At 47.1% G+C, this 14,653-nt stretch carries 9 protein-coding genes, 5 tRNA genes, 2 rRNA genes and 1 riboswitch; of the genes, 1 reads left to right on the forward strand and 15 read right to left on the reverse strand.

All coding sequences use genetic code 11. The annotated features are described in order from the left end of the window. Window positions 1-54: 54 nt before the first annotated feature. Window positions 55-1,845, forward strand: coding sequence for an aminopeptidase P family protein (locus tag MTR11_RS00420; RefSeq protein WP_243326867.1), 1,791 nt, complete (start codon window positions 55-57; stop codon window positions 1,843-1,845). Between the two features lie 120 nt (window positions 1,846-1,965). Here the strand turns inward: MTR11_RS00420 and thiH are convergent, their stop codons facing one another. The 15 genes from thiH to MTR11_RS00495 form a co-directional block, all read right to left on the reverse strand. Further along, entirely contained in the window at window positions 1,966-3,078 is a 1,113-nt protein-coding gene (gene thiH / locus MTR11_RS00425; protein WP_048626808.1) for a 2-iminoacetate synthase ThiH, read from the reverse strand. A 34-nt stretch (window positions 3,079-3,112) separates the two neighbouring features. Continuing rightward, entirely contained in the window at window positions 3,113-3,880 is a 768-nt protein-coding gene (locus tag MTR11_RS00430) for a thiazole synthase (protein WP_005397059.1), read from the reverse strand. 5 nt (window positions 3,881-3,885) lie between these two features. Further along, window positions 3,886-4,140, reverse strand: coding sequence for a sulfur carrier protein ThiS (thiS, locus tag MTR11_RS00435; protein ID WP_038868600.1), 255 nt, complete (start codon window positions 4,138-4,140; stop codon window positions 3,886-3,888). 38 nt (window positions 4,141-4,178) lie between these two features. Next, window positions 4,179-4,952: a thiazole biosynthesis adenylyltransferase ThiF gene (thiF, locus tag MTR11_RS00440; RefSeq protein WP_243326868.1), complete on the reverse strand. Its 774-nt coding sequence runs from the start codon at window positions 4,950-4,952 to the stop codon at window positions 4,179-4,181. Next, window positions 4,939-6,354, reverse strand: a complete 1,416-nt coding sequence (locus tag MTR11_RS00445) for a thiamine phosphate synthase (protein ID WP_243326869.1) — start codon at window positions 6,352-6,354, stop codon at window positions 4,939-4,941. The genes thiF and MTR11_RS00445 overlap by 14 nt, the downstream gene beginning before the upstream one ends. Continuing rightward, a complete protein-coding gene (gene thiC / locus MTR11_RS00450) occupies window positions 6,354-8,294 on the reverse strand; it encodes a phosphomethylpyrimidine synthase ThiC (RefSeq protein WP_243326870.1) in 1,941 nt (646 codons plus the stop codon). Before thiC ends, MTR11_RS00445 begins: the two co-directional genes overlap by 1 nt. A gap of 164 nt (window positions 8,295-8,458) precedes the next feature. Then, window positions 8,459-8,557: riboswitch (TPP riboswitch) on the reverse strand. Between the two features lie 60 nt (window positions 8,558-8,617). Continuing rightward, window positions 8,618-9,001: a fluoride efflux transporter CrcB gene (gene crcB / locus MTR11_RS00455; protein ID WP_182035053.1), complete on the reverse strand. Its 384-nt coding sequence runs from the start codon at window positions 8,999-9,001 to the stop codon at window positions 8,618-8,620. Window positions 9,002-9,125: 124 nt separating this feature from the next. Then, window positions 9,126-10,505, reverse strand: coding sequence for a multicopper oxidase family protein (locus tag MTR11_RS00460; protein WP_243326871.1), 1,380 nt, complete (start codon window positions 10,503-10,505; stop codon window positions 9,126-9,128). Window positions 10,506-10,753: 248 nt separating this feature from the next. After that, a tRNA-Trp gene (locus tag MTR11_RS00465) sits at window positions 10,754-10,830 on the reverse strand. Window positions 10,831-10,891: 61 nt separating this feature from the next. Next, window positions 10,892-10,968: transfer RNA gene (locus MTR11_RS00470), tRNA-Asp, on the reverse strand. A gap of 46 nt (window positions 10,969-11,014) precedes the next feature. Further along, window positions 11,015-11,131 (reverse strand): 5S ribosomal RNA (gene rrf / locus MTR11_RS00475). A 93-nt stretch (window positions 11,132-11,224) separates the two neighbouring features. After that, window positions 11,225-14,114, reverse strand: a 23S ribosomal RNA gene (locus tag MTR11_RS00480). A 263-nt stretch (window positions 14,115-14,377) separates the two neighbouring features. Continuing rightward, window positions 14,378-14,453 (reverse strand) — tRNA-Val (locus MTR11_RS00485). A gap of 14 nt (window positions 14,454-14,467) precedes the next feature. Continuing rightward, window positions 14,468-14,543: transfer RNA gene (locus MTR11_RS00490), tRNA-Ala, on the reverse strand. Window positions 14,544-14,575: 32 nt separating this feature from the next. After that, window positions 14,576-14,651, reverse strand: a tRNA-Lys gene (locus MTR11_RS00495). Window positions 14,652-14,653 lie beyond the last annotated feature (2 nt).

Consider the following 14,653-nt stretch of genomic DNA (forward strand, 5'->3'; position numbering starts at 1 on the left):
AAACAGCTCCCACACCTGAGCATGAAGGAGCGGTAATTTGAAGGAATAAAACAGATGCACAACGAAACTCTCAGCCGCGTGAATGCGATTCGCGAATGGCTTATACAACATAATATTAATGCCCTACTGGTTCCGCACGAGGATGAGTATTTGGGTGAATACGTCCCAGCGCACAACGAGCGCTTACATTGGTTAACGGGCTTTACTGGTTCTGCTGGTGCTGCGGTAATCACCAAAGACAAAGCCGCTATCTTTGTTGATGGCCGCTATACCGTTCAAGTCACCAAACAAGTCCCTGGTGACCTATTTGAATATCGTCACCTTATTGAAGAACCAGCTTTAGATTGGGTTCTAGACAACCTGCCAACAAACGCATCTGTCGCAATTGATCCTCGTATGCACAGCTCAGCTTGGCTAGACATGGCACAAGCTAAACTGGCTGGAAAGCTTGAGCTAAATATTCTGACCAATAACCCAATTGATGAGTTGTGGCGTGACCGCCCAGCGCCTGTTGTCTCTGATGTTCGCCTGATGCCAACAGAAGCCGTCGGTCAATCAAGTGAGAGTAAGCGTCAAGAGATCGCCCAACTGGTAAAAAAAGCGGGTGCAGATAGCGCTGTGATCACAGCATTAGATTCTATTTGTTGGCTGCTGAATGTACGTGGTTTGGATGTATCACGCCTACCAGTTCTGCTTTCTCACGCGATTCTGCACTCAGATTCAAGCGTGGAATACTTCCTCGATCCTTCTCGTCTACCTGCTGATTTTGACGCTCACGTAGGCACCGGTGTGACCGTTCACCACCCAGAAGCACTTCAATCTCGCCTTGAAGCCATGACAGGTAAAAAGGTATTAGTTGACTCTGCAATCAGTAACGCTTGGTTTAAGCTAGTACTACAAAACTCTGGTGCGTCCGTGATTGCAGCAGCAGACCCATGTCTGATGCCAAAAGCGGCGAAGAACTCGGTTGAAATTGCCGGTATGAAGGCGTGTCATATCCGCGATGGCGTGGCAATGAGCAAGTTCCTATGCTGGTTAGATGCGGAAGTTGCTGCTGGTAACCTGCATGACGAAGCGACATTAGCAGACAAACTGGAAGCATTTCGTAGCGAAGACCCTACGCTAATAGATCTCAGCTTCGATACCATTTCGGCAGCAGGTGGCAACGCGGCAATGTGTCACTACAACCACGAAAACCAACCTGAACCAGGCAAGCTAGAGCTGAACACACTTTACCTAGTGGATTCAGGCGGTCAGTACCTAGATGGCACTACCGACATCACGCGTACTATCGCGATTGGTCAACCTTCTGCAGAAATGAAGAAGCAATTTACGTTGGCGCTGAAAGGTCATATTGGCGTTGCTCGAGCTCGTTTCCCGAAAGGCACACGTGGCTACCAAATCGATACACTAGCTCGTCAGCACCTATGGGCGGAAGGCTACGATTACGATCACGGTACTGGTCACGGTGTTGGTCACTTCCTAAGTGTTCATGAAGGTCCAGCGAGCATTTCGAAAAAGCAAATCGACGTGCCTCTAACAGAAGGTATGGTGCTATCCAACGAGCCAGGTTACTACCGTGCAGATGCGTTTGGTATCCGTATTGAAAACCTAGAGCTTGTTGTTGAAACCCCAACTAACGGTGACTTCCCTGTTCTGTCATTTGAGTCACTAACACGCTGCCCAATCGACAAACGCAACATCAATGTTGATATGTTAACTCGTCCAGAACTTGCTTGGCTGAATGATTACCACCAGAAAGTATGGGATGAGATCAGCCCGCTGGTTGAAGGTGATGTGAAAGAGTGGCTTCGTCAGGCAACGCTACCTGTAGCACACAGCTAGAAGCTAGAAGCTAGAAGCTAGAAGCTAGAAAAAATAGAGGGTTGATGTTTTGCATCAACCCTCTTTCTTTTCCTATGTTTCACGTGAAACATAGCGATGATCAGTGGCTTTATTTGTTGCTTATCCAGAATACGCCGAGTGCCAATCTCGCCATACAGGGTCAAAGCCTTTGGCTCTAATCATATCTTCCACAGAACTAGCACTTCGCTCATCACTGATCTCAAACTGCTCGAGCTCAACATCATCCATCGCATAACCACCCGGCTGAGTTTTCGATGCTGCAGATATACTGGTAATGCCTAAAGCCAATGCGTTGTCTCTAAACTTCGGTGACTCACGAGTCGATAATGACAACTCCACTTCTGGATTCAACAAACGATAAGCGCAAATCAACTGAACAAGCTGCTTATCCGTCATTACTGATTTGGGTTGGAGCGCGCCCTCACAAGGACGCAAACGTGGGAAAGAAATTGAGTAACGAGTCTGCCAATACGTGCGCTCAAGATAGTCCAAGTGCGCTGCCACATAAAAACAATCTGTACGCCACTCTTCCAACCCTATCAAAGCGCCAATACCGATCTTATCGATGCCCGCTTTTGCAAGACGATCGGGTGTATCCAATCGGTATTCGAAATCCATCTTATTGCCACGTAAATGGTGCTCAGCATAAGTCGAAGGATGATACGTTTCTTGATAAACCATCACCGCATCCAAACCCAATGTCTTGAGCTCTGCGTATTCGTCTTGATCTAGCGGCTGCACTTCCATCGCCAAATAATTAAAGCGTTGCTTAATCATCGGAACCATTTCGCGGAAGTATTTCATGCCCACTTTGGTTTCGTGTTCGCCAGTCACCAGCAATACGCTATCAAACTTCATGCGTTTAATGGCTTCAACTTCTGCTGCCACTTCGTCCCTATTCAAGGTACGACGCTTGATCTTGTTCTCCATTGAGAAGCCACAATAAGTACAAGCATTGGCACACAAGTTGGAAAGATACAATGGAATGTAAAGCGACATGGTGTTGCCAAACCGCTTGCGAGTTGCCGAGTATGACAACTGCGCCATTTGCTCTAAGTACGCTTCAGCCGCTGGTGAAATTAGCGCTTTAAAGTCTTCCAAATCACGCTTGGGTTTATTCAATGCTCGCTCGACATCTTGTGCCGTTTTCGCGTAGATCGACATCGAGATGTCATCCCAATTAAGCTGCTTAAATTGCTCAACGAAGCTCATGTTTTCCTCGCTTAATAGCTAAATCAATCTAGGACTAAAGCTCATCTAGGAATGACGTCAGTGGACTCGACGCAACCGCATGAGAAACCTTACCCGCAAGTCCGGCTTCATAAGCCATACGCCCCGACTCTACCGCCAACTTAAATGCTTTCGCCATCGCAACGGGATCGCTCGAAGCTGCAATCGCAGTATTGACGAGCACGGCATCCGCGCCCATTTCCATCGCACGCGCCGCATGTGAAGGAGCACCAATACCCGCATCAACAACGACAGGAACATTAGCTTGGTCGATAATGATCTCTAGGAAGTCGTGAGAAACTATCCCTTTGTTAGAACCGATCGGCGCACCTAATGGCATGACCGCAGCACAACCTACTTCTTCCAATCGTTTACACAGAACCGGGTCAGCATGACAGTAAGGAAGGACAATAAAGCCTTCACGAACCAGTTGTTCAGCGGCCGCAAGTGTCTCAATTGGATCGGGCATCAAGTACTTCGGGTCTGGGTGAATTTCAAGTTTTAGCCAGTTTGTACCTAACGCTTCTCTCGCCAATTGTGCTGCAAACACAGCATCTTTAGCATTCTTTGCACCTGAGGTGTTCGGCAATAAGTTCACGCCCGCTTGTACTAGCGGCAGCAAAATATCGTCTTGTTGGTCGTTCACATCCACACGCTTCAACGCCATGGTCGCAAGTTGAGAACCCGATACTTGAATCGCTTCTGCCATTAATCGGCTGTTGGCAAACTTCCCTGTTCCCGTGAACAGTCTTGATTCGAATTGTTTATCACCAATTTTAAGCATCGACTTTAACCCCCTGCGATCGCTTGAAACAAAGAGATGCTATCTCCTTGTGAAAGAACTGTGCTAGCCCACTCACTGCGCGGCACAACATTGTTATTAATTGCAAAAACACAGCCCATTTCAGGCAGCGCAAATTGACTAATGATTTGCTGTAGATTCGACTCACTGGCAACTTGATGTGACTGGTCATTGATGACAATAGTGATCATATCTAAGTCAGCAGCGGTCATTTGTGTTGCTTGTTGTTCTGATAATGTCATTGCTTCCAACTCTCTTAATTCTACCCATTATTCGTAAGCTAAACCTGAGCACACACTTGGCACTGTTTGTCTTTGCTTATCGCCATGGTTTGCCATTGCAGTTTCAACCCATCAAACAGATGCAACTTGGCAGTCTCAACATGAAACTTTCCCGTCGCCAGTTTTTGAATTGCTGCTATCGCTTGGTAGTTGCCAAGTGTGCCCACCACCGGACCAACGACACCGCTCTCACTGCACTTTTGCTTTTGCGGTAATTCGTCGAACGGATACAAACAGCGGTAACAGGCTTTACTCTGCGCTTCTTGTTCACTTGGTGTTTGGTAATCAAAGACAGCGAATTGCCCTTGCCAACCAATTGCTGCCGCTGAGATGAGCGGCGTATTTTGCTCGAAACAAACTTGGTTAATTAACTGGCGTGTTGGCATGTTATCGGTGCAGTCCAACACCACATCCGCTAGCATCACCTCAAGCTGCAGCTGTGCTTTGTCTAATCGTTTATTGAGAGCACGAACTTGAACCATAGAATTAAGTTCATTGAGTTGCTTTACAGTCGCTTCTGTTTTCGCAACTTGGAGGTCTTGTTCACGATAAATGATCTGACGTTGTAGGTTACTGCTATCAACCTCATCATCATCAACCACAACCAATTTACCAACGCCCGCTGATGCCAAGTACAAACTCGCTGCGCTCCCTAACCCGCCACAACCGATGATCAGCACATGCGATTTGCTCAAACGCTCTTGCCCACCTTCAGCAATTTCGGGCAGAGCGACTTGGCGTTGATAGCGAAGGAACTGCTTATCCGTGAGCATGCTCGCCTCTCTTGGTATCCGCCAATTCACTATTCTGATCAGTAAGCGTTAGTTGTCTTTCCTTCATCAGTTGTGCAAAGAACTCGATGACGGACTGAGGCGATTCCGCCAACGTAATAGCTCGCACAACTGCCAAACTAGAAACACCTGTTTGCCAAACTTGGTCTGCATTAGATTGGTCAATGCCACCAATCGCGACCGTCGGAAAGCCAAGTACATAGTCACTACCTGCTTTGTCTTTTGCAGGACGGAAAACCGACTCTGTGTTTCCATAAGGAATGCTATCAATCAGTTTTTGATACAGTGCCAAGCGCACCAAACCTTGTGGTTTCGATGGCATCTGTTTTGTGGTGGTTGGGAAAATATGCCCTAGCGCGATGTAGCTAGGATGAATTTGTACGATGCGCAGTAGTTCGTAATAACCATGCGTAGAAAGACCAAGACGAATGCCGGCTTTGGTTAGCTGAGCCAAATTCGACTCTTCTATGTCTTCTTGTCCTAGGTGAACGCCATAAGCGTCATGCTTGATTGCCAACTGCCAATAGTCATTGATGAACACTTGTGCTTGATATTGACGACCTAGCTCAATTGCTCGAATGATCTGTTGTTCCACATCGGCTTGTTGTGGGTTCTTGATTCGTAGTTGAATAGTGTTGATGCCTAAAGGCAGTAGACGCTCAATCCAAGCAACATCATCAACGACTGGATAGAGCCCTAGACTTTGCTTAGTTAGAGTTGGAAAGTTAACGCTCTCTCCTTGTGCTGACCAACCAACTTGAATACCGAGTCGGTTATCTTCCAGTACAGGTGTCGGGAAATCATCAAATTGGTCAGCCCACTTAGTAGATCGTCCCTCATCAAGGTTATCATTCAATAGTGTTTCACGTGAAACATTCGCTTGTTGAGTTAGCATTCCTCGAGCAAGTGTTAACGCATCTTCGATAGGAAAGTCGAGTACTGTCAGCGTTACTGTCCAAGCAAGATGATGTTCGGGATCGAACATTGCGTTGGGTTTGGACTTAACGGAAAGCGCTCTCACTTCGTCGTTAAGTGGGTGACGCCAGATATCAAGCTGAAGCACTTTCTCATTTTCATCGGAAACTTGAGTATCAGCAATACCAATGTAAATCGCTTTCGACGGTTGCTTTGCGCACGCTTCTACCGATAAAGAAGAATGGTAATAAAGCACGAATGAACTCTCATGCTCAGAGTTATGTCCATCAATAAGATCAGTCGTTATATTTGTAGTCTGTTGGTCGCGAACAAGCTGAATAGATTGAGTTGGGCTCACACCCAACTCAATGTCTTCAATGCTAAAACCCTGTTCTTTCGCCAACAACAAACATTGCTGAACTAAACCTGTTAGTTCAATCAATGATGACGGAATAAGGATTTTGCTCATTAATCACTTACCTCGGCATGTGCTGCTGGGTGGTATAACTCAGAACCTGACTCTCTAAATTCTTGCGATTTCTGACGCATCCCCTCAAGAGGATCATCAAGCATTTTGATCGAGATAGCTTGGTCCGCAGCGACTTGCTCAGTGTCTTTCGCGTATTCTCGAACCTCTTGCGAAATCTTCATCGAGCAGAACTTTGGTCCGCACATCGAACAGAAGTGAGCAACTTTTCCCGACTCTTGAGGCAAGGTTTCATCATGGAAAGCGCGAGCGGTTTCTGGGTCGAGTGACAAGTTGAATTGGTCTTCCCAGCGGAACTCGAAGCGAGCTTTAGAAAGCGCGTTATCACGAACTTGTGCGCCTGGATGCCCTTTCGCCAAATCAGCAGCGTGAGCAGCAAGCTTGTAAGTGATCATGCCTACCTTCACGTCTTCTTTGTTTGGTAAGCCAAGATGCTCTTTAGGTGTTACGTAACAAAGCATCGCACAGCCATACCAGCCAATCATGGCAGCGCCAATTCCTGACGTAATATGGTCGTAACCAGGAGCGACGTCTGTCGTCAGTGGACCAAGCGTGTAGAACGGAGCTTCATGGCAGTGCTCTAGCTGCTCTTCCATGTTCTCTTTGATCATGTGCATTGGAACATGGCCAGGACCTTCGATAATCACCTGTACGTCGTATTCCCACGCAACCTTAGTCAACTCACCAAGAGTACGAAGCTCCGCAAATTGCGCTTCGTCATTAGCATCGGCAACCGAACCAGGGCGCAGACCATCACCGAGAGAAAGTGCCACATCATACTTGGCACAGATTTCACAGATCTCTCGGAAGTGGGTGTATAAGAAGCTTTCTTGGTGATGCGCTAAACACCATTTCGCGATGATAGAACCACCACGAGAGACGATGCCAGTAACACGCTTTGCAGTCATTGGCACATAGCGAAGTAGTAAACCGGCATGGATAGTGAAGTAATCAACGCCCTGTTCTGCTTGCTCAATCAGAGTATCGCGCATCACTTCCCAGTTAAGGTTTTCGGCAACTCCATTCACTTTCTCAAGCGCTTGATACATAGGTACAGTACCGATCGGAACCGGGCTGTTACGCAGAATCCACTCGCGAGTTTCGTGGATGTTACGTCCAGTAGAGAGATCCATAACGGTATCCCCACCCCAGCGTGTCGCCCAAACGAGCTTCTCAACTTCTTCCTCAATCGAAGACGTCACCGATGAGTTACCGATATTGGCGTTCACTTTGACCAAAAAGTTACGTCCAATGATCATTGGTTCGGATTCTGGGTGGTTGATATTGGAAGGGATAATCGCGCGACCTTCGGCGACTTCTTTACGCACAAACTCGGCGGTAATGTCTTTTGGAAGATTCGCTCCAAAGCTTTGACCAGGATGCTGTTGATTCAGTACATCATCACGGTACTTGGCACGACCCATGTTTTCACGCAGCGCGATATATTCCATTTCTGGGGTAATAATGCCTTTGCGAGCATAGTGCAGCTGAGTGACGCACTGCCCATCTTTAGCGCGTCGAATACGTGGCAGGTTACCGTAACGCAGGTCGTCTAACGTCTCATCCTCTAAACGTTCTTTAGTGTATACCGAACTTACTTCATCAAGTAACTCTGTGTCACCACGCTCTTCAATCCAGCTTTCTCTTAGCTTTGGTAAGCCGCTATAAAGGTCAATATCGTAGTTCGGATCAGTATAAACACCTGACGTATCGTAGACTCGGACGGCTTCATTCAGCTCGAAAATAGGCGCTTCTTTTGTGCCACCAATCAGACTATCTGCTAGCGCTATTTCACGCATAGGTACACGAACATCTGGACGTGAACCTTCTACATATACTTTTGTGGAATTTGGGTACGGCTGTACCGAGAGTGTTTCAATAAACTGTTTTGCTTCCAGTCTCGCTTGTTTGCGACTCGACATAGCATTTTTCCTTGCTTTGTTATACTAGATAAAAAGTAATTGGATAAAAATGCTTGGCGGATAGATGCGACAAGAGGAGTCAAATTAAGGCTAAATAAAGCTTAAGTAATTTGCCTGTAACAACATTCGACTATTTGATAGGTCAACCAGAAAGAACTCCGGTATAAATATCTTCTCTTGTTCCCTTCGCAGATTCTAATCTGATCAGGTTCAACGGATCCCGAATTAACGGTCTCAGCCTTATGGCACTCCGACAAGTGATATCAGTATATAAAAACGGCCTGGTTAAACCAAGCCGACCTGTTTAATTTTTAACTACTTTGCTAGCTGCGCATCAATAATTGGAAACCGAACCACGCAGCAGAGATGCTCAGCACCACATTTAATAAAATATTTAACCCCATCTTAAGAAATGCACCTTGTTGCATAAGTAAGACATTATCCATAGAAAAGGTGGAAAACGTCGTCAGTGCCCCTAAAAATCCCAAACCAATCACTTGTCGCCAAGGTTCTGTCGCCAACAGTTCATTGTCGAACGCAGCAATCAACAAGCCCATTATAAATGAACCAACCACATTAACGGTTAACGTACCGTATGGAAAACCACGCCCCAATAAAATGATACACAGTTCAGATATCAAGTAACGAGAACACGCACCAAAAGCACCACCTAGCGCAATAAAACCAAGAATGGAAAACTGCCCCATAATTCCCCCCAACACTATTGATGACGATATTGTAACCAAAACTAAAGCGATATTGATGGTGAAATTTTAGAATTCGACAACGTATTGCATTTAAAACACGCTGAGATTAAAAAAGTTACAGGAGTCACTTTACTTCAATATACCCCATCAAACCGGTTTTCATATGCTCAATAACATGGCAGTGATACATCCAACGTCCAGGGTTGTTAGCAACAAAGGCAGCTTTGGCACTGCCATTTTTTCCAAGTAAAACCGTATCGGTATGGAACGGTTCGTCGAGTTTTTTTCCATCTAACTCAAGAACAGTAAATGTATGCCCATGAAGATGAATAGGATGATGATATTGAGTAACGTTCTTCAAATTGAAGATATAGGTTTTTCCAAGCTCCAATGTTGAAAGTGGCGCAGGGATATTATCTATGCTCATTCCCTCCCAAGCCCGTTTGTTCATCAGCCAGAATTTAGGTATCGCTTTGCCCGATTTATCGACAGGAGTGATCGCCCCCTCCCATTCAAACACATAATCGATTTGCTCCGCATTTTCCAAATCAAGATCAGGCACAGGGTTGAGAGGCAATAAAGGCAGTTTCTTGTTGCTTGGCAGTTCAGACTCAACAACTTCAAACTCACACAAAGAGAATGGGAAGCGCCCTTTCATTTGACGCACATAAACACGCTCTCCAGCCTTCGGAGCAATCAATCCGATATCCAATCTCATTCCCGGGCCAATTTTGTGTTGAGTGAGCCTATAAGGCGTTTTAACTGGATTGCCATCGATAGCAATAACCCAAGCCTCTGTGCCTTCAATCGCGATCGGATAGGTAATGGTGTTATCGACATTAGCAATTCTTAATCGCGTAGTCGCGTTCTGCTTCAGCGTATAAAGAGGCTCATGAATACCATTGACGCTACTCCACTCTCCTGGCGTTCCCATACGTGCACTCAAGCGCGGCACCATTAGATTCTTCCACTGTCCTTGCTTGTCTAAATGCCAATGCTTGAGGACGACTTCATGCTCTTCATCAAACTGAACAGGCTCAGCCTCTTCAACAATTATTAGCCCAACCAACCCCATACCAAGCTGCTTAACGCTGTTCATGTGTGGGTGATACCAAAACGTACCTGCATCTGGCGGAATAAACTCATACGTAAAAGTCTCTCCGGGCATGATAGGAGCCTGGCTTAAAAACGGAACTCCATCCATTTCAATAGGAATCCTCAAGCCATGCCAATGAATCGTCGTCGGCTCTGATAGCTTATTGATGAAGTTGATTGTTACCTTTTCCCCTTGTCGGCAACGAATTATCGGTGCAGGTATACGCCCATTAAAAGCTAATACCTCAGTATTGAAACCGGGCACTAGTTCAGCCGTAGAAGGCTCTGCAGTGATATCGTATATATGTTGCCCCTTATTAGTACTCCGAGATAGAGAACATGCAGGAAGAACGGTAAGCGCGGAGATTGCTAAGGATGATTGAAGGAAGCGTCGACGAGATATATCCATACATAGTTACCCATTAATCCAGATCGGTTGAGTGTAACTAAATATAAATAATGATTCTCAATTATTACTAACATTTCGGAGCACTTGGTTATAACGACTAGTCTAATAGGTTGGTGAGTTCGAGTAGCTAATAAATACTTACAAAGAGCAGCAGGCAGCAAAAAGTCATATAGGTGGGATGAGAGGACACATGCATAGTGGCAAGCAGATACAAAAAAGGCTCTGACCTAAGTCAGAGCCTTGATATATGGCAGGGGTGGAGAGATTCGAACTCCCAACACGCGGATTTGGAATCCGCTGCTCTGCCAATTGGAGCTACACCCCTGTAGAATTCTTATATTCTAGATTTGACAAAACCTCGCATGGGCGAGGTTGTCGATATTAAGTGGCGGAGTGGACGGGACTCGAACCCGCGACCCCCGGCGTGACAGGCCGGTATTCTAACCAACTGAACTACCACTCCGCAGTGGTATCACCCGCTTACAATCAGCAAGTGTCCAAAATTTAAAGCCTGGCGATGTCCTACTCTCACATGGGGAAGCCCCACACTACCATCGGCGCTATTTCGTTTCACTTCTGAGTTCGGCATGGAAATCAGGTGGGTCCAAAACGCTATGGTCGCCAAGCAAATTCTTTAATTCGGAAAGCTGTTTCTTAATTCTCGTTACTACACATTCAATGTTCTTTCATTGAGCCCATCAAAACCCCTTGGGTGTTGTATGGTTAAGCCTCACGGGCAATTAGTACAGGTTAGCTCAACGCCTCACAACGCTTACACACCCTGCCTATCAACGTCGTAGTCTACGACAACCCTTTAGGATACTTAAAGTATCAGGGAGAACTCATCTCAAGGCTCGCTTCCCGCTTAGATGCTTTCAGCGGTTATCGATCCCGAACTTAGCTACCGGGCAATGCGTCTGGCGACACAACCCGAACACCAGAGGTTCGTCCACTCCGGTCCTCTCGTACTAGGAGCAGCCCCTTTCAATTCTCCAACGCCCACGGCAGATAGGGACCGAACTGTCTCACGACGTTCTAAACCCAGCTCGCGTACCACTTTAAATGGCGAACAGCCATACCCTTGGGACCGACTTCAGCCCCAGGATGTGATGAGCCGACATCGAGGTGCCAAACACCGCCGTCGATATGAACTCTTGGGCGGTATCAGCCTGTTATCCCCGGAGTACCTTTTATCCGTTGAGCGATGGCCCTTCCATTCAGAACCACCGGATCACTATGACCTGCTTTCGCACCTGCTCGAATTGTCATTCTCGCAGTCAAGCGGGCTTATGCCATTGCACTAACCTCACGATGTCCAACCGTGATTAGCCCACCTTCGTGCTCCTCCGTTACGCTTTGGGAGGAGACCGCCCCAGTCAAACTACCCACCAGGCACTGTCCGCAACCCCGATAAGGGGTCGACGTTAGAACATCAACACTACAAGGGTGGTATTTCAAGGACGGCTCCACGCAATCTAGCGACTGCGCTTCAAAGCCTCCCACCTATCCTACACATGTAGGGTCAATGTTCAGTGCCAAGCTGTAGTAAAGGTTCACGGGGTCTTTCCGTCTAGCCGCGGGTACACTGCATCTTCACAGCGATTTCAATTTCACTGAGTCTCGGGTGGAGACAGCGTGGCCATCATTACGCCATTCGTGCAGGTCGGAACTTACCCGACAAGGAATTTCGCTACCTTAGGACCGTTATAGTTACGGCCGCCGTTTACCGGGGCTTCGATCAAGAGCTTCGACCGAAGTCTAACCCCATCAATTAACCTTCCGGCACCGGGCAGGCGTCACACCGTATACGTCATCTTGCGATTTTGCACAGTGCTGTGTTTTTAATAAACAGTTGCAGCCACCTGGTATCTGCGACTCTCAATAGCTCCATCCGCGAGGGACTTCACCGTCGAGAGCGTACCTTCTCCCGAAGTTACGGTACCATTTTGCCTAGTTCCTTCACCCGAGTTCTCTCAAGCGCCTTGGTATTCTCTACCCGACCACCTGTGTCGGTTTGGGGTACGATTCCTTACAATCTGAAGCTTAGAGGCTTTTCCTGGAAGCATGGCATCAATGACTTCACATCCGTAGATGCTCGACGTCGTGTCTCAGCCTTAAGAAGAGCCGGATTTACCTAACTCTTCAGCCTACGCACTTGAACCTGGACAACCGTCGCCAGGCCCACCTAGCCTTCTCCGTCCCCCCATCGCAATTGTAAGAAGTACGGGAATATTAACCCGTTTCCCATCGACTACGCCTTTCGGCCTCGCCTTAGGGGTCGACTTACCCTGCCCCGATTAACGTTGGACAGGAACCCTTGGTCTTCCGGCGAGGAGGTTTTTCACCCCCTTTATCGTTACTCATGTCAGCATTCGCACTTCTGATACGTCCAGCATGCGTTACCACACACCTTCAACCGCTTACAGAACGCTCCCCTACCCAATGCACTAAAGTGCATTGCCGCAGCTTCGGTTTACTACTTAGCCCCGTTACATCTTCCGCGCAGGCCGACTCGACCAGTGAGCTATTACGCTTTCTTTAAATGATGGCTGCTTCTAAGCCAACATCCTGGCTGTCTGAGCCTTCCCACATCGTTTCCCACTTAGTAGTAATTTGGGACCTTAGCTGGCGGTCTGGGTTGTTTCCCTCTCCACGACGGACGTTAGCACCCGCCGTGTGTCTCCCGGATAGTACTTACTGGTATTCGGAGTTTGCAAAGGGTTGGTAAGTCGGGATGACCCCCTAGCCTTAACAGTGCTCTACCCCCAGTAGTATTCGTCCGAGGCGCTACCTAAATAGCTTTCGGGGAGAACCAGCTATCTCCAGGTTTGATTGGCCTTTCACCCCTAGCCACAAGTCATCCGCTAATTTTTCAACATTAGTCGGTTCGGTCCTCCAGTTGATGTTACTCAACCTTCAACCTGCCCATGGCTAGATCACCTGGTTTCGGGTCTATATCCAGAGACTGAACGCCCAGTTAAGACTCGGTTTCCCTACGGCTCCCCTAGATGGTTAACCTTGCCACTGAATATAAGTCGCTGACCCATTATACAAAAGGTACGCAGTCACAGGACAAGCCTGCTCCTACTGCTTGTACGTACACGGTTTCAGGTTCTATTTCACTCCCCTCACAGGGGTTCTTTTCGCCTTTCCCTCACGGTACTGGTTCACTATCGGTCAGTCAGTAGTATTTAGCCTTGGAGGATGGTCCCCCCATATTCAGACAGGATATCACGTGTCCCGCCCTACTCGATTTCACTGAATATGCGTCGTCAGTTACGGGGCTATCACCCTGTATCGCCAAGCTTTCCAGCTTGTTCACCTAACGCCTATAAAGCTTAAGGGCTAGTCCAATTTCGCTCGCCGCTACTTTCGGAATCTCGGTTGATTTCTTTTCCTCGGGGTACTTAGATGTTTCAGTTCCCCCGGTTCGCCTCGTTATGCTATGTATTCACATAACGATACTTACTTATGTAAGTGGGTTTCCCCATTCGGAAATCCCAGACTCAAGTGGTTTTTACTACCTAATCTGGGCTTATCGCAAGTTAATACGTCCTTCATCGCCTCTGACTGCCAAGGCATCCACCGTGTACGCTTAGTCACTTAACCATACAACCCGAAGGAGTTTCGAGTTGATGTTCAAATCACCAAAGTTGTCTCTCATTATTTGAATGAGCGAGAGACATATCGATTTTGCCGGACTCAAATTCCAAGAACACTTGAATGTGTTTTTAGTTGTATTCATAAATGAATACTTTGAGAACTTTACAAACAACAATAAATTGTTGTTTTGTCAGCTTTCCAAATTGTTAAAGAGCTAGATTTTCTGATGAAAACCATTTTTAAAAGCACTCATCGAATGCGCTTAAAGATGGTGGGCGATACCGGGCTCGAACCAGTGACCCCCTGCTTGTAAGGCAGGTGCTCTCCCAACTGAGCTAATCGCCCATTATTTCAAAATATGGTGGAGCTATGCGGGATCGAACCGCAGACCTCCTGCGTGCAAGGCAGGCGCTCTCCCAGCTGAGCTATAGCCCCATATTTTGAGTTTTAATTCCTAATGGAAGGAATGGTGGGTCGTGCAGGATTCGAACCTGCGACCAATTGATTAAAAGTCAACTGCTCTACCAACTGAGCTAACGACCCAA

The sequence above is a fragment of the Vibrio sp. CCB-PB317 genome (assembly GCF_022808245.1).
In the GTDB taxonomy this organism is placed as follows: domain Bacteria; phylum Pseudomonadota; class Gammaproteobacteria; order Enterobacterales; family Vibrionaceae; genus Vibrio; species Vibrio diabolicus.